Origin of the sequence: Chryseobacterium sediminis, from assembly GCF_008386505.1 — a bacterium.
GTDB lineage: Bacteria > Bacteroidota > Bacteroidia > Flavobacteriales > Weeksellaceae > Chryseobacterium > Chryseobacterium sediminis.
In genome coordinates, this window is record NZ_VUNZ01000001.1 from 1,510,796 (window position 1) to 1,527,653 (window position 16,858).

Below are 16,858 nucleotides of genomic sequence, written 5' to 3' on the forward strand. Positions count from 1 at the left end.
GGTAATCTTCACAGGCTTAAGAGGCTATACAGATTTTTTTAAAACTTTAGATTTAAGGACTGAGAAAGGTTTTTCAATAATAAAACGGTAAAACAAACCACCCAAAATACAAGCAAACAGACAAGTCAAAAGAATGAGATTATCTGAGGTTTCAAGTTTAAAATAATCAAGAAGGTCCTGCACCATATGAATAATTCCCTTATGTGAAAGGTAAACAGCATATGATAAGGCAGCCAGCTGAGCGGTAATATACGACTTTGAACGATACAGAAAAGACGATGGTGAAATGGCGGCCATCAGAATAATTCCATAGCTTATTGCCACCAGTGTAAAACCAAATACAGAAGCTGTTTTTGAAGCCTGCTCACTGCACATCCAAAATGAAATTCCCAGCAGTACTATTCCAAGAAAAAAAAGCTTATTTCCATTGCCGGCAACTATCCTTTTACCTATTGAAGAATACTGCATGAGATACCCGATCAGGACACCCATTCCCAGACCATCTAATCTTGTGTGGGTAGGGTAATATATTTTCATATACCATAATTTCCAAAAATCTGTGGAGGATGTATTTGCCGCTGCAATAAATTCATTCCATGCCATCAGCCTTGCTGTAATAGAAAATCCAATAACAGCAATCATCAGAACGGCCATATATCTGAACAGTTTTGTTGGCATAACAACCAAAAGGAACAGAGGAAGAATGAGGTAAAACTGTTCTTCAATACATAGCGACCATGTATGAGAAAATGTTCCCCGGCTGATGACATCCAATCCATAATTCTGAGTGAAAGTAACAAACTTCCATAAAGGGGATAAAGCTTCCCTCTCCCTGAAAAAAGGACACATAAAATAGAGAAAAAGGGTAAAAAAGTAAGCCGGAATAATTCTGAAAAAACGTTTTATATAAAATGTTTTCAGACTGATACTTTCTTTATTTTCTATTTCTTTGAACAACTGACTTGAAATCAGAAAACCACTTAAAACAAAGAAAAGATCTACTCCTGTCCATCCAAATTTTCCGATGCTGTCGATCCAGTCGGGATGCTTAAATGCTCGATAATGATATAGTAACACGAGTAAAATAGCAGCAGCCCTCAGATGATCCAATCCGTAAAGCCTTTCAGAACGTTCTGTCATTATTTTTTATGCAAATGTTGAGAAATTCCGGTGTATTTTCTGATGAAGAGTTTAGACAGCACAATATCTGCTTTCAATAGCAAAATTTGCCATTTGTACTATGAATAAAGTTGTCTGCCATTAATTTCAAGCATTTAACATTGCTTTTCCATCATATCAATTAAGATTTTATATTTTTGATAATGATGAAAACCCCGTCACAAAGCCAACTCAGACAAACCATTTATTTCCAGTTATTCTTCTGGACTGCTTTATTATTATTTGGAACAGCAAAAATGTATGGAGAATATAATGGCATGATTTTTAAAGATGTATTTCTTTACAACTTTTGTCACTGGATTTTTCAGATTATAGGAGCCAATTTCATCTATTTTATCCTGATCCGGTATTTTTTTGACAGGAAAAGATATATTGAATTTTCGCTGTATCTTATGATCAGTCTTTATCTTACCTCCGTTATGAACAGGTTTTTTATTGTTTATATTGCAGAACCACTTTTTATCAATAAATTAAAAGACAGCGTATTTGATATCTTAACTGATATTCCTTATCTTTTAATTCATTATACATTTACTATTATCAGCGGGGCATTTATCTTTATTTCAATTATGTTTTTTATAAGGTATAAGGATGAAAAGGAACGAACAATCAAACTGCAAAAGGAAAAAACAGAACTGGAATTACAATCGCTCAAATCCCAGCTCAATCCCCATTTTCTCTTTAATACTTTGAACAATATTTATTCGCTGTCAATCAGTCATTCTGATAAAACCTCTCAATCTATCAGCCAGCTTTCTGATATACTGGACTATATTTTACACAAGGGACAGAAAAAATGGGTAACCGTTTCTGATGAACTGAGTATTCTTGATGATTATATCGCTCTGGAAAGCCTTCGGTATCATGATGAAAGATTAAAAATTCAAAAACACATCAGATTAAACTCCCCGAATACTATTCCGCCCCTGCTCTATCTTACTTTGGTAGAAAATGCCTTTAAACATGGAGTTGGAAAAAGTTCGGAAACCACGGAAATAAAGATTGATATAGAAACTAATGACCTTCATTCTGTTTTTAAAATTGAAAATACCTTCTCAAGTCACCAGACAGCTGATGAAAAGGGAATCGGGCTGCAGAACATAAAAAGACAACTGCAGTATCACTATCAGAAAAATTTCACCTTCAGTATCTCACAGGAAAACAATATTTTTAAAGTTGAAATAACCACTCCTTCACATGATGATTAACTGTATTATTGTAGATGACGAACCGCTGGCCATGTCATTACTTGAAAACCATATTTCTAAGATCGACGATTTAAAGCTGGTGGGAAAAGCTCAAAATGCAATGCAGGCTTATAAAACACTGCAAAATCAAACTGTAGACCTTATGTTTCTGGATATTCAGATGCCTCACCTCAGCGGAATTGATTTCCTGAAATCACTGCCGCAGAAGCCTCAGACTATTTTCACTACAGCTTATAGGGATTTTGCCATTGAAGGTTTTGAACTGGAAGCTGTAGATTATCTCCTGAAACCGATTACTTTTGAACGTTTTTTCAAATCTGTGGAACGTATACTGAGAACTATAACTGATCATAAAGAAGATTTCATCCTCGTCAAAACTGAAGGAATGTACCGGAAACTGATGCTCTCGGAAATCGTTTATTTTGAAAGCCAGGGAAATGACATCAAAATAGTACTCCCTACCAATGAAAGTTTTATTTCAAAGAATAAAATTACAGATTTAGAACAGACATTATCGGGTAAAGGTTTTGTAAGAATTCACAGATCTTTTATCATTAATTCTATTTTTATGACGGCATTCAGTAGTAATGAAATTATTGTAAACCACCATAAAATTCCTGTAGGAAGAAGTTATAAGCAGGAGTTTGAAACCTTCATATCTTCTGTTTCTAAAGATAAATTGTTATAAAATTGTTTCCGAAAACTCCAATATTCTGTTTTCTGCTTCCCTTTTAGAATTAAATCTATAATGATATTTTTTTAACATTAATTTTAAATTAGTTTTTAACTCAACCTTATTCGAGCATTTTTCAATCTGTTTTTCAATACATTACATTCCCTTAACAGCTATCAGTCAGTTTTAAATCAAATAGGCTCTATTTTCACAAAAAATGACCAAACAATTAATTAACAAACATTTACGTAAACAATGAAATCCATAGCATCCGCGGATAATCTCATAGTGATATTAAAAAAAAATATTACTTTTGCTTGAACAAATAAAATTGCTTTTTAGCTTTTTTATTAGTAAATTTATGTACACCAAGTTGTAAAACATTAAAATTCATTTTATGAGAAAAATAATTCTACTTATTACTTGTATGTTCGGTATTTCAGTTTTCTCACAGATTAAAGTGTTGAAGAATGAAAGTTTGGTGGAAATTGGTAAAGATAATTCCGTTGGTCTCTATAAAAAGGAAGATAAATTTACAATTAACTACCAGGATCTGAACACTGCCAATCTGAATACAATCCGATCTTTTTCATTTCAGAATCTTAATGGTGATGTTACCGGATTATTTAAACTTATTATGGATGGGTTTATCTCTGCTCCTGGTGAGAATATCATTCTGGAACTGCCTAATGATATCATTGAGCTTCATTATGAAAAGAACTATGGCCAGCCAACCGTACAGTTTATCCAGGTAATCAACAAGAACCGAAAGTATATAGGAAAATCACAGTTTTTAACCCAAAAGCAGGTGGAGAAAATTTTCGGAAGAACCAATGGAAAGTATGCCATGTATGATTCAGCAAATCCAGCTGTAACCAAAGGAACTGGTAATACGGCCTCTACTGCTAATCCGGCAACAGGTGGAACCAAGAAAAAATCAAGAAAATAATTATATTTTATAAATATTGCGAAACTCATTCTATTGGATGAGTTTTTTTATTTTATTTTTGCAGAAAGACATTAAAACTTATGCCGCTTCAGATAATCAATTTAACCAAAAAATTTGGTGAGCAGACTGCCCTTGACAATATCAACATTTCTATTGATAAAAATGAGATCATCGGTCTCCTTGGCCCAAACGGTGCCGGAAAATCTACCCTGATGAAATCTATTGTCGGAGCGCTGAAAATTGACCAGGGTGAAATTATTTTCAATGGGATGAATATCGCAAACCATGAGATTGAAAGCAAAAAGAAAATAGGCTTTCTTCCTGAAAACAATCCGCTTTATCTGGAGATGTATGTAAAAGAATACCTTCAGTTTGTTGCCAATATCCACAAAATCCCCGAATCCAGAGTAGATGAGGTGATTGAACTGGTAGGAATTACCCCTGAAAAATCTAAAAAAATAGGACAGCTATCTAAAGGATACAAACAACGTGTTGGGCTGGCACAGGCTATTATTCATCAACCGGATTTACTGATTCTTGATGAGCCTACGAATGGTCTGGATCCTAATCAAATTATTGAAATCCGTAATGTGGTAAAACAAATTGGCCAGCAAAAGACTGTTTTACTTTCTACCCACATCATGCAGGAAGTGGAAGCACTTTGTTCAAGAGTTATACTTATTCATAAAGGGAATATTCTTCAGGACTGCCCTATTGATGAGTTTAAAGGTAAATTTGAAAGCCTGGAAGAGGCATTTGCAAGTTATACTGTATAAAGAATATGAGATCGCCCGGAAAAATTTCCGGGCGATTTTTAATTTTTAATTATATATCCTACTGGTGCTGTAATTTTTAAAATCTCATACTTTTTATAGTGAACCCAGAATTTATTTTTGTCATGAAAATCCTGATTCATGTAAACCGTATCTTTTTGAGGCATAAGCACTATATAAATATCCTTGTCAACAACTCTAATTTTCTCACTTACAATATGAATATCTGACAGTTCTCTTTTGGAAAAAAATGAATTGCTCTGATCTATTGTCGATGTCTTTATGTTTTCTACAAGTTCATTTTTAACCAAATGGTTGCGCACAGTAATCATTAAAAAAAATAAAGCGAAACTGATAAGCATAATCCAATAAGTCCTGGATTCTTTTTTTACAATCTTACAATAGATTTCAACAAAAGAGAAAATAACAAAACTAAGGATCAGAAGAGCAATAATGATCTGAACTATATAAATCATTTTAAAATACAAAATGTTTGGGAGTAAGCTAAAATTAAGAATTATCCTGCGGTTTTTCCTCGATCACAGTAACTGTTTCAGTATTTTTCTTCTGCACCTGTTCCAAAAGTTGAAGTCCTAAAAGGCCGCTGATACCGCCATTGGCAGAATCTCCACTTCCTCCGATTAATACCTCAGGCATTATTCTTACATTCTGATTAGCTATATTCTCCATGATTTTCAATTGGGTAAAGTTATTTCCACCCATTGCTTCTACAGATAGTTTGTAGGATTCCGCATTGGATTTACCAATCGCAAGAATTTTTTCCGCTTCGGCATTACCCGTTAATGAAATTTGTTCTGCATTTGCTTTTGCCAGCAACTCTATCTTTTCTGCTTCGGCTTTTGCGAGAAGTCTTGTTTTTTCTGCTTCACCTGTTGCTAACAGTTTCAATCGGTCTCCTTCCGCATTCGCCTGTAATCTTACGGAATTGGCATCTCCGGTTGCTTTTTTCACTGATGCATCTGCTATTCTTTCCGCAATCACAACTCCCTGATCCGCTTTTACAATTTCTTTCTGCATATCAGCAACAGCAGTTTCCTTTTCCAGGGCCTGACGCGTTTCCTGAGCCAACATTTCAGTTTCATAAGTAATTTTCTGTTCTTCCGCCAATTTTCTATCCGTTAAGGTTTTCATCAGACTTTCCGGAGGAACAATCGCTCCTATCAAAGTGTCTACAGCATTTACATTATACTGTTCCAAAACACTGCTGATATGGTCTTTTGCAGATTGCTGTCTTTCTTTTCGGGTTCCTAAAAACGCAATCACATCACTGTCCTGCGCTGAATTTCTGAAATAATTTCCAATAGTTGGTTCTAAAACCTGGCTTACAAGATTGATCATATTTCCAAAACGTGCGATTACTTTTGGAGCTTCATACGTAGGAATATGAATGATTTGCGAAACATCAAGATTGAAAGGGAAACCGTCTTTACTTCGTACAGTAATTGTTGAGAGGTTTTTATCCAACTGGTGAGATTCACTTCTTTCATAAGCCCAGTTCAATACCAGATTGGTGGTAGGAACAAGCTCAACCTTCATAATATAAGGATTGATGGGATATTTTCCCGGGCCAATGGGTTCTGCCCAAACTCCTTTATGACTTTTCTCAACAATATTCCCATGTTTAAAATCAATTCCGCTCAAATCTTGTCCTTCTTCTCCTACATAACTGATAATAACCCCCACATGGCCAATCGGAATTTCCGTCATTTTCACCATTTCCACTTTTGTAAACCAGGGATTCAGAAAATAAGAACCTGCCAGTATTACCTGCTCCTGAAGACCTTTGAATCCTCCGTTATTTAGAAAAGTGTCTACATCCTGAAACTTATTATGTTCATTGATAATTTTACCTGCAATCTGTCCTTCCGCTAAAGGATCTCCTTCCATAGTCGTGATAATTCCCACTGCATTATCAGGAATCTGAGTCATATCCGTTAATTCTACTTCAAATAACAGTGTATTGATTCTATAGGATCCAGGTGCAATAATCGCGGTTTGGCGGCCTTTTCTTCCTCCGTTTTTTAAAAAAGCTTCGGCATCCTGAAAAGAATCACAATCAACTTTTCTACCTAAAATTCTTCCGGTTTCTAATTCTACCCCATCTTTTGCCAGTAACAATCCTATTTTTCCGGTTGGAATTACTGTAAAAGATTGAAAATCGATAGTATATTGCCATATCCATTTTCTGAAATACACCCCCGGTGCTAATGTCTGAGCCTGAAAACCCGCTTCTCCATTGGTTGCAATAATTCTTCCTTCCGGAAGTTCCTGCTTACCCACCAACACAAATTTTTTGGTCACCAAACCAATTTTGTCCTGAGGAACAATGATTAATCCAAAGAAAATTCTTAAAATGAATTTATAAAAAAGTACGCACAAAAGTGCAATTACGGCCGGAACCATCCAGCCATGAAAAGCTAATTCCATAGTTTTGTTTTTTGATTTTGATTATATTTTAAAACAGGGATTGCGCTCTATTTCTTCGGTATATGAAAAAACAGAGTATGAATTATGTGATAATTCTCTCGAAAAAATTAAGAAATTACAGGAGGAGAAGTATTAAAAATCGTGAAGATGATTTCTGATACTTTTAATAGAAAAAACTTAAAGTTAATTAGTTTCATTTTGATAATAAAGGAACGAGATCCTTTGATGGTACAAATGTACAGAAGAAAAGTAATCAGTTGTTTCAAAAACTGACAATATTTCACAAACAAAATTATAATTAACTGAAAATCAAAGCAATTATTTCACTTAACAAACCTTCAAGCGCCTAAAATTTTATTTTGCAATACCTTATATTCTTCTTGATTGTTGAAAAATGGCTCTAAATTTGATAGACTCTGAAATGTTAACCAATAACCACTCAATATGATAAAGTCTATTTTACTTGGAACTTTCTGCTTAGCTCAGTTTTCTTTTGTTTATGCGAAAGAAGTTCCGAATCCGAAAACAGATATTTCTGTAACCTCTTCTGTTCTTCAACAGGTACCGAAAACAGTTATTATTAAAACCAAAAAGTTCAAGATCAGAATTGACAAACAACCCAATGGCAAGTATCTTTACCAGTCCTGGAATGCCAATGCAAAGATCACAACAAAACCAAGTATGATTATCAGCGATGGTGAGCTGGTTCCTGACGGCAGCGGAGGAAATTATTATATTGTCTTTAACAATGAAGGCCACAGTTATCAGGTGTGGAGGAATTATTTAACAGATTCTCCGAAAAAAGCTCCTTATACTTTGACGGTAAACGATGCCAACGACAATGAAATTGTACGTCAGGATGGGTATGTAGTGAAAAATTAAGAGTATAAAGGCTGGAAGTTTGAGGAAAGAAGCTGGAAGTTGTTACTGTCTGTCTATGACTTTACTTTAAGAACTCAAAATTTGCCTTTTTGTATAAACAAAATCCTGCATTGTTGTGGGATTTTTTATGTTCCGGACTGTTTTAATTCTTCAAAAAAGCCACTGGCTTCATAGCTTTCTTTTGCAGCTTTATAACCTATATTAAAAATCTCTTCCAGTCTGTCTTTTCTGCGTTCAAAAGTTCCATAAGAGGATAATTTTTGGGAAGAAATAAACCAGTCACAGTAATCAAATTTTACTTTTTCAATTCTGTAGGAAAGAAGATCATAGGAACGGGAAACGATTGCTTTAATGGAGTTCAGGTCTTTGATTTTAGCTTCGTTGGGCGGAGATACAAATACACCAATCAGCTTATCACAATCATCTCTGATGATATCTGCCGGAAAATTGTTCAAAACCCCTCCATCACAATACATTTCCTCTCCAATAATATAAGGAGTTGTTATTCCGGGAATGGAACATGAGGCAATGATGGCATCCACAATCTCAAAATCTTTATCAAAAATCTTCTGAGTTCCGGAAACCAGTTCTGTGGCCACAATTTTCACTTCAATATCGAGATCACCTAATTTCATTTCATGGAAGATAGGCTTCAGATAGTTCCTGAAGATTACCGAGGAAACAAGTCCCGGCTGATTGAATGTAAAATGTTTCCAGTTGAAAAAATACACAGAATTGAAAAATTCCAGGATTTCGTCCGGAGTCTTTCCGATAGCATGAAGACATCCTACAATAGACCCTGCACTACAGCAGGAAAGGATATCTACTTCAACTCCTTTTTCCTGTAAGAATTTTAATACTCCTGCATGAGCGATTCCTTTGGTACCGCCTCCTGATAATACAAGTCCTACTCTCTCAAAATTCATAGAATAAATGTAAGGAAACAGGCTGAAATAATTAAGTTAATTTTTATAAATATGCTAATTTTAAAATTATTTTAATAAAATCACTGATTTTATTGATTTATTTCAACGAAAAAACCCGGATAAATCCGGGCTTTTATACTATAGATTTCTGTGTATTTCAGATTAAATGTGAATCACTTCACCGTAAGCAGCAGCAGCAGCTTCCATAATTGCTTCAGAAACTGTTGGATGCGGGTGGATAGATTTGATGATCTCGTGACCTGTAGTTTCAAGTTTTCTGGCAACAACAGCTTCAGCAACCATATCTGTTACTCCTTCACCAATCATGTGGCATCCTAACCATTCACCATATTTAGCATCGAAAATCACTTTGATAAATCCATCTGTGTTTCCGTTTGCAGTAGCTTTACCACTTGCAGAAAGAGGGAATTTTCCTACTTTGATTTCGTATCCTTTTTCTTTAGCCTGTTTTTCAGTAAGACCTACAGAAGCTACTTCAGGGTGGCAGTATGTACATCCAGGGATATTGCCATAGTCGATTTTTTCAACGTGCATTCCTTTGATTTTCTCAACACAAGTGATTCCTTCTGCAGAAGCAACGTGAGCCAAAGCCTGAGTTGGAATGATATCTCCGATTGCATAGTAACCTGGTACAGAAGTTTCGTACCATTCGTTTACCAATACTCTTCCTTTATCTGTTTGAATTCCAACTTCTTCTAATCCGATATTCTCGATATTAGCAGCAATACCAACAGCAGATAATAAGATATCAGCTTCAAGAGTGATGTTTCCGTTAGCTGTTTTCACAGTAGCTTTTACTCCTTCACCTGTTGTATCAACACTTTCTACAGAAGCGTTTGTCATGATCTCAATTCCTGTCTTTTTCAGAGATTTCTCTAAGTGTTTAGAGATTTCTTCATCTTCTACCGGAACAATATTTGGCATAAATTCAACAACAGTTACTTTTGTTCCCATTGTGTTATAGAAGTCGGCAAATTCTACTCCGATAGCTCCTGAACCTACAACAATCATAGATTTTGGCTGCTCAGGAAGAGATAATGCCTGTCTGTATCCGATTACTTTTTTACCATCCTGTGGTAAGTTTGGTAATTCTCTTGAACGCGCTCCTGTAGCAATGATAATGTGGTTCGCTGAATATTCAGTTACTTTACCCTCTTTATCTGTTACAGAAACTTTTTTACCTTTCTGTACTTTTGCAGTACCAAGAATTACGTCAATCTTATTCTTTTTCATCAAGAATTCGATTCCTTTGCTCATTTTGCTGGCAACACCACGGCTTCTCTGAATTACATTCGGGAATTCAAAGCTAGCCTCCACTTTATTCAAACCATAATCTTCAGCATGGTTGATATAATGAAAAACCTGAGCAGATTTCAATAAAGCTTTAGTTGGAATACATCCCCAGTTAAGGCAGATTCCTCCTAAATTTTCTTTTTCGATAATTGCGGTTTTGAAACCTAATTGCGCTGCTCTGATCGCAGTAACATATCCACCAGGACCACTTCCAATGACAATAATATCGTAATTCATTACTTTAAAAATTTTTATGCGAATTTAAGGAAAAATATTGGATGTTTCATGTTTCTGCAAACTGATCTTAAAATGCATCAATAAAGCTATTTTTATTCAATTTTAAACAAAGAAAGAGAACACAAAACGCATTCTCTTTCAATAAATTTTCTTTTACTTTGAAAACTTCTCAAAGTTAAAAATATAAAAAACGGCTTTTCTTATTTTAATAACCGCAAAAATTCTGTATTATTTTGCCTGTCTAAGCAATCGTTTTTCGGCCGCATATCTTTGGTTTAAGGCTTTCATCTGATCTCGCTTCATCTGTTTGGTAGCAAGCGGATGATTAAGAATGAGCTTTTTCTCAGTATTATATTTTTTGGTAAGCTCTTGCATTTTAATATTAACCAATTCCGTTTTTGATGGATGTGGAGGTGCTGGCGGACGTTTCTGGGCAGAAACATTCATGGATAAACCTAATATTAGTAGTGTTGAAATTAATAACTTTTTCATAATGTTCATATTTTTGAATGAATTTAATAAATTCCAGTATTCATTAAATTCATTCCGGTTCGTGATAAATCTTGCATATATCATACCAATATTTTTTATGGAAAGTAAAATTCATCATGTAAAATCATTGGTTCATTTAAAATTACGGCCATTAATAACGATCTATTTTTCATATATTTATCTTTTAATAAGCACTTATGAAAATGTCTGCAAAAAAGGGTAATCTGACCAAAGACAGTATCTGGATGAAAGAACCTGAAACCCATGATTTTCCTGCAGCACAGGATTATCTGGAACTCCTTTTTGAACCGGATAAAGCCAGAAAAATGGTCGAAAAATTAAAGGCCGCTCCTACGATTACAAAAAAGTCGAAAGATATTTTAAGAGCGAGCAAGCTTGCCCTGCTTCCTGAGACTAATATTCATGTAAAAGAAAACCTGAAAAAGGTAGAAAAAAACAAAAAGCTTTCACCTATACTTCTGGTGAGAGGTGACAGTGAACTGATTATTGCAGATGGCTATCACCGTCTTTGCTGCAGCTATTATCTTACTGAAGATTTGGAAGTTCCGTGCAGATTGGTTTAATAATTTTTAAAAGTTTTTACAATATCAGATCATGCTTTTAATTAATAATATATTATTTATAAAGTTTTATTTAATTTTTAGTTATTTTTTTTCTATATTTGATCGAAAGCAAATTTCCAACACATGAAAAAATACATTTTGATCCTTTTATTTGGAACCGTTCCCTTAACTGCACAAGTAGGTATTAATACTACAACTCCCAACAGTACTCTAGCCGTAAATGGTTCCTTAAGAGCTGGCTATAGCGAAGTCACCTCCACTTCTTATAACATTCTGACTACTGATCATTATATTACGTATAATGGAACAGCCGATGCCACATTTACCCTTCCTGTCATCGGAACCGGAACAACAAGTTTTACGGGGAGAATTTATAAGATCAAAAACATTTCGCCGAATAATATCACACTTCAGGCCTCCAGCGGCAATACCTTAAGAATTGACAATACTCCTGTTGCTTCTTTTGTGATTCCTATAGGAGCCTATGCTGAAGTTGTGAACAACAGCAATACAACGGGCGGAACATGGGATTTATCTTTTACCGTTCTTCCTAAACCGAGCAACGTTGAAATCTATGGTACACAGGTTCTCATTCCCCCTCACAGACTAGGAACTGCACCTGTTGCCGACTGGACCAACCATGCCAATCCAGGTTATGATACAGGAGCAACAAACGACAGATGGTGGATCATCAGTAAAACATCAGTAGATAATGCTCACACTGCCACCTATGCCAATGCCAGCAGAATGACCCTGGTTTATGAATACCAAGGTACTCCGTTCAACGTTACGAATATGTATCCAATTCTTACTGCAGGAAATAATTCAAGTTTCCCTGATGTATTTACTGCATCTTTTGTAAGTCTTGCCAATAACGGTACTGCAGGAAGAACCAGACTTACTGTATCTGTAGCCCGTATAGATTTCATTGGAAATAACGGATCGAATAACAGTAACTGGACCGGAACATTCTTACTGAACGTTTTATTAGCCAGAAAATACTAGATATCTTCAAAAAAATATATTTAAAAAGAGCAGAAATTTCTGCTCTTTTTGTTTTTTAATTTAATCTAAAAAATTTCAATATTCTGTTTTAAAGGAAGGTTTTTGGATGAATTACCTACCATAATTCTGTAGGTTCCTTTTTCTACAGCCCATTCCATTTTTTCGTTCAGAAACTGTAATTGCTTTATGGGAACTTCGATGGTGACAGATTTTGATTCTCCTGGCTGTAATTCTACTTTTTGAAATCCTTTGAGTTCAATAACCGGTCTTGAAACGGTTGCCAATAAATCTTTTATGTATAGCTGAACGACTTCACTTCCTGCTTTTGATCCTGTATTCTTTACGTTGATCTTAGCAATAATAGTTTCATTTTCTGAATATTTGGTTTTGTTCAGCTGTAAACCGGAGATTTCAAAGGTGGTATAACTTAAACCAAAGCCAAACGGATATAATGGCTCACCACTCAGGTCATAATAATCATTTCCTCTTCCCGTTGGATGGTGATTATACGTCAAAGGCAGCTGGCCTTCTTCCGCCGGAAAGGTTATAGGTAATTTTCCGGACGGATTTTCTGCACCGAAAAGTGTTTTTGCTACCGCATTCCCTCCTTCTTCTCCAGGATACCAAACATCTAAAATAGCTCCTACTTTATCTTTCCAGGCGGTTGTTTTTATTGCAGACCCTCCTACTAAAACTACGGCTACCGGTTTTTTTAATGTCGAAATTTCCTGAATAAATGCTTCCTGATTTCCGGGCAGACTCAGTGAGGAACGGTCCTGAAATTCGCCTTCATGAATACCTGCAGTAACAATGATATAGTCTGCATACTGAGCAAGATTTAAAGCTCCCTGAAACTCTTTACGGTAATCATGAAGTCCATAGTTCCAGATCAGTTCAAGGTTTGCTTCTCCTCTATTTTCGTGAAACTCAATGGTAATGTCATATTTTTTACCTTTTACAAAATCTATCTCAACCATTTTGGTGGAATAGCTTAGTTTTTCCCATTGGTCAATGGCTAATTTTCCATCAAGATATAATCTGAAGCCATCATTTCCCCGTAATCCTAACTGGTATTTCCCTGAATCCGGAGCTTCCAGTTTTCCTGTCCAGCGGACACTGTAATGATCCGGTTGAAGTTTTTCAGGATTAGGAGAGTATAGTGTCCATTTAAAATTGATCTGCTCGTCCTGTTTTTCAAAAACCGGATTTCCTTTTAAATCAGTATTAGAAAAATACGTTCCTTTTAATCCTTTTTTGTTTTCGGAGGATAAATAGTCATTGGAAATTGTGGTAAAATCCTTTACATCCCAATCAGTTCCTTTTGCATAAATGACTTCAATATTTTTATCTCTGATATAGTTTTTAATCCCGTCCAGAATATTGATTTTTTTATTTCCAGGCCCTGAATAACCGCCTAATCTTGCATCCACAGCATCTCTTCCTACCACCAGAATTCTTTTTACATTTCCGGGAACGGGAAGAGTCTGATGATTATTCTGAAGCAAAACGAAAGATTCTGCAGCCGTATTTTCTGCCAGAGGTTTATGGTTCAGCTTTTTTAATTCATCAATTTCTTTGAGCGAAACATAAGGGTTTTCAAATAACCCAAGCTCAAATTTGGCCCTCAGTACTCTTGCAACCGCATCATCAATTCTTTCTTTTGAAATTCTTCCATCCAGAAAAGGAGGAATAAAGAGTTTATAATGCTTATATTCTGTCTGAAAAATCACATCCAGCCCTGCATTGACTGCCTGTGCAGAAGCATCATCATAATCTTTTGCTGTAAAATGCAGTACATTCGCTCCTCCTACCGCACTGGCATCACTGATGACAAAGCCTTTGAAATTCCAGTCATTTTTTAATTTTTCAGTCAGTAACCAGTGGTTAGCTGTTGAAGGTCTTCCATCGAGCAGATTATAGGAAGTCATCGCTGAACGGCTTTTCCCCTTTGTAAAAGCACTATAAAAAGGGATTAAATGGGTTTCCTCAAGGTATCTTTTACTCCAATGAATCGGGTATGAATCTCTTCCTCCTTCTCCTACATTAGCCAGAAAGTGCTTGGGAGTAGTGATGATTCCCATATTTTCAAATGAACTGACAAAGTTTACTCCCATTATGGAGGTCAAAAAAGGATCTTCACCATATGTTTCTTCTGTTCTTCCCCATCTCACATCACTCGCCAGATTTACTACAGGGGTAAGAATCTGACGGATTCCTCTTAATTTTGATTCTTTTGCAATCGCTGTTGAGACTTTGTTCATCAACTCCGGATTGAAAGTAGCTGCCAAACCGATTGCCTGCGGAAAAGCTGTAGCTCCTTCTCTCACCAAACCATGTAAAGCTTCGTCAAAGGGAATAATCGGGATTCCTAATCTTGATTCCTCAACGAAATATTTCTGAATAGCATTGATTTTTTTTACCAGTATTTCGGCATCTTCATTAGCATTATACTTCAATAACTGCCCTGCAGCACCATCTCCCTGATTTCCCGCACTCACCTGCAATCCAAAAATCCCATGGGAATACTGTCCTTTCGGGACGTGATCCAGATCTCCGGGGATCATAAAACACTGCCAGAATTTTTCTTCAGGGGTCATTCTCTTCAAAAGATCCTGAACTCTGGTTTCAATAGGTTGTTTCGGGTCTTTATATAAAGGTTTTTGAGCGGAAATAATGACAATATTCAATAATAATGCGGCTCCCGTAAGTTTAAAACGAAATAATCTCATTATTGTGTTATTTGAATTACGGTTGCATATTTCAGGTTTTTTCTTTCTTCAGGTAACTTAATTTCAACGGTATTTTCATTTGTTTTTTTCCATTGAATTTTTGATGAAATGCCAAGTACTTTCATAGATTTTGGCTGAAAGTTTTCCGGAACAGAAAAAGTAAGTACTGCCGGAGCTTTATATTCTGATTTTTCATCAAGATGGAAAACATTCACCGTATGGTGGTCTTTGCTTTGGGTATAATAGTAATTTCCTTCGTGGTAAGGAGCAATACTTCTTGTTGCAAAAACGGCAGACTGATTTTTGTTCATCCAGTCGGAAATCTGATGTAATCTTTCATACACTATGGGATCATAGTCACCATTAGGTCCGGGAGCAATATTCATCAGGTAATTTCCGCCTCTTGAAATGATTTTCACCAATGTTTCAATGATCTTTTGAGAGGTTTTATAATTGTCATTGGGAACGTAAGAAAAGGAATCTCCCATTGTGATACAGCTTTCCCAAGGGATGCTTAGAGCATGTTCAGGAACTGCCTGTTCCGGGGTAACATAATTTTCCCATTTTCCGGGAACGGTGCGGTCTACAATAATAATTCCCGGTTGATTTTTTCTGGCCATTGTTCCTATTTTATCCATATCAATATCCTGCTCTACTTTAATGGTGCGCTGCCATTCCACTTTCGGATCAATGGTATGAAAAGGGCGTACCCAGCCTCCGTCCAGCCAGAGAATATCAATTTTACCATAATTGGAAGTAATCTCGTTCAGCTGACTGAAAGTGAATTGTTTAAAATTCTCCCATCTTTCCGGATATTTCTTAGGATCATAATTAACATTTCTGTCTTTAGGCGGAAAGTATGGCCACCAGTAATCATCGGAATGCCAGTCAGGTTTTGAAAAGTAAGCTCCAATTTTAAATCCTTCTTTTCTAAAAGTGTTGAAGATTTCTTTTGTCACATCTGATTTTGGATTTTTTGAAAAGGGAGTTTTAGGGGATGTGATTTTATAATCTGACTGCTGTGTGTCAAACATCGCAAAGCCATCATGATGCTTGGTGGTAAAAACCACATATTTCATCCCTGCTTTTTTTACAGCATCTGCCCATTTTTGAGGATTAAACTGAGTGGGATTAAAGGTTGTCTGAAGGTTTTCATAATTCTTTACATATTCGTCATAAGATTTCCCATGCTCAGGCTTTCTCTGGGTCCATGATTCGTCTTCGGGGCATAAGCTCCAGCTTTCAACAATTCCCCACTGGCTGTAGGTTCCCCAATGCATAAACAGTCCGAATTTCATATCCTGCCATTGTTCCAGATTCTGAACAACAAGAGGGTCTGTGGGTTTCTGATATCCGTCAGACACATTATGAGCCTGTGAAAATACAACTGAACTTATTAAAAAAGATGAAAGGAAAAAGGGTTTTATTTTGGGTATAACCAGCATATGGAATAGTTTTC

15 protein-coding genes are annotated in these 16,858 nt (G+C 35.8%); 7 read left to right on the forward strand and 8 right to left on the reverse strand.

What is annotated here, in order from left to right; translation table 11 throughout:
• Nucleotides 1-24 precede the first annotated feature (24 nt).
• A complete protein-coding gene (locus FW780_RS06915) occupies nt 25-1,140 on the reverse strand; it encodes an acyltransferase family protein (protein WP_149832821.1) in 1,116 nt (371 codons plus the stop codon).
• A 182-nt stretch (nt 1,141-1,322) separates the two neighbouring features.
• On the opposite strand from FW780_RS06915, the gene FW780_RS06920 reads away from it, so the two are divergent.
• The 4 genes from FW780_RS06920 to FW780_RS06935 all read left to right on the forward strand — a co-directional run bounded on the left by FW780_RS06920 (nt 1,323) and on the right by FW780_RS06935 (nt 4,785).
• A complete protein-coding gene (locus tag FW780_RS06920; RefSeq protein WP_149832822.1) occupies nt 1,323-2,387 on the forward strand; it encodes a sensor histidine kinase in 1,065 nt (354 codons plus the stop codon).
• The gene (locus tag FW780_RS06925; RefSeq protein ID WP_167510657.1) at nt 2,377-3,075 is read left to right on the forward strand and encodes a LytR/AlgR family response regulator transcription factor; all 699 of its coding nucleotides are present in this window, start codon (nt 2,377-2,379) and stop codon (nt 3,073-3,075) included. Before FW780_RS06920 ends, FW780_RS06925 begins: the two co-directional genes overlap by 11 nt.
• A 382-nt stretch (nt 3,076-3,457) precedes the next feature.
• The gene (locus tag FW780_RS06930; protein ID WP_149832823.1) at nt 3,458-4,009 is read left to right on the forward strand and encodes a hypothetical protein; all 552 of its coding nucleotides are present in this window, start codon (nt 3,458-3,460) and stop codon (nt 4,007-4,009) included.
• Between the two features lie 80 nt (nt 4,010-4,089).
• Nucleotides 4,090-4,785, forward strand: coding sequence for an ABC transporter ATP-binding protein (locus FW780_RS06935; RefSeq protein WP_149832824.1), 696 nt, complete (start codon nt 4,090-4,092; stop codon nt 4,783-4,785).
• Between the two features lie 38 nt (nt 4,786-4,823).
• On the opposite strand, the gene FW780_RS06940 is transcribed toward FW780_RS06935, so the two are convergent.
• The gene (locus tag FW780_RS06940; RefSeq protein WP_149832825.1) at nt 4,824-5,258 is read right to left on the reverse strand and encodes a hypothetical protein; all 435 of its coding nucleotides are present in this window, start codon (nt 5,256-5,258) and stop codon (nt 4,824-4,826) included.
• A gap of 34 nt (nt 5,259-5,292) precedes the next feature.
• Nucleotides 5,293-7,230, reverse strand: a complete 1,938-nt coding sequence (locus FW780_RS06945) for an SPFH domain-containing protein (protein ID WP_149832826.1) — start codon at nt 7,228-7,230, stop codon at nt 5,293-5,295.
• A 444-nt stretch (nt 7,231-7,674) separates the two neighbouring features.
• Between FW780_RS06945 and FW780_RS06950 the strand changes: the two genes are divergently transcribed.
• The gene (locus FW780_RS06950; RefSeq protein ID WP_149832827.1) at nt 7,675-8,112 is read left to right on the forward strand and encodes a hypothetical protein; all 438 of its coding nucleotides are present in this window, start codon (nt 7,675-7,677) and stop codon (nt 8,110-8,112) included.
• Nucleotides 8,113-8,237: 125 nt separating this feature from the next.
• On the opposite strand, the gene FW780_RS06955 is transcribed toward FW780_RS06950, so the two are convergent.
• The 3 genes from FW780_RS06955 to FW780_RS06965 all read right to left on the reverse strand — a co-directional run bounded on the left by FW780_RS06955 (nt 8,238) and on the right by FW780_RS06965 (nt 11,081).
• Nucleotides 8,238-9,038 carry a patatin-like phospholipase family protein gene (locus FW780_RS06955; protein WP_149832828.1) on the reverse strand — a complete coding sequence of 267 codons (801 nt, stop codon included), beginning with the start codon at nt 9,036-9,038 and terminating at the stop codon, nt 8,238-8,240.
• 162 nt (nt 9,039-9,200) lie between these two features.
• Nucleotides 9,201-10,589, reverse strand: a complete 1,389-nt coding sequence (gene lpdA / locus FW780_RS06960; protein ID WP_149832829.1) for a dihydrolipoyl dehydrogenase — start codon at nt 10,587-10,589, stop codon at nt 9,201-9,203.
• Between the two features lie 228 nt (nt 10,590-10,817).
• Complete coding sequence (locus FW780_RS06965; protein WP_241676866.1) at nt 10,818-11,081, reverse strand: hypothetical protein; 264 nt, start codon at nt 11,079-11,081, stop codon at nt 10,818-10,820.
• 197 nt (nt 11,082-11,278) lie between these two features.
• On the opposite strand from FW780_RS06965, the gene FW780_RS06970 reads away from it, so the two are divergent.
• Together FW780_RS06970 and FW780_RS06975 are read left to right on the forward strand one after the other, a co-directional pair.
• The gene (locus FW780_RS06970; RefSeq protein WP_149832830.1) at nt 11,279-11,665 is read left to right on the forward strand and encodes a hypothetical protein; all 387 of its coding nucleotides are present in this window, start codon (nt 11,279-11,281) and stop codon (nt 11,663-11,665) included.
• Between the two features lie 123 nt (nt 11,666-11,788).
• Nucleotides 11,789-12,670: a hypothetical protein gene (locus FW780_RS06975; RefSeq protein ID WP_149832831.1), complete on the forward strand. Its 882-nt coding sequence runs from the start codon at nt 11,789-11,791 to the stop codon at nt 12,668-12,670.
• A 65-nt stretch (nt 12,671-12,735) separates the two neighbouring features.
• On the opposite strand, the gene FW780_RS06980 is transcribed toward FW780_RS06975, so the two are convergent.
• The gene (locus FW780_RS06980; protein ID WP_149832832.1) at nt 12,736-15,399 is read right to left on the reverse strand and encodes a glycoside hydrolase family 3 N-terminal domain-containing protein; all 2,664 of its coding nucleotides are present in this window, start codon (nt 15,397-15,399) and stop codon (nt 12,736-12,738) included.
• Entirely contained in the window at nt 15,399-16,844 is a 1,446-nt protein-coding gene (locus tag FW780_RS06985; protein ID WP_149832833.1) for an alpha-L-fucosidase, read from the reverse strand. Before FW780_RS06985 ends, FW780_RS06980 begins: the two co-directional genes overlap by 1 nt.
• Nucleotides 16,845-16,858: the final 14 nt, after the last annotated feature.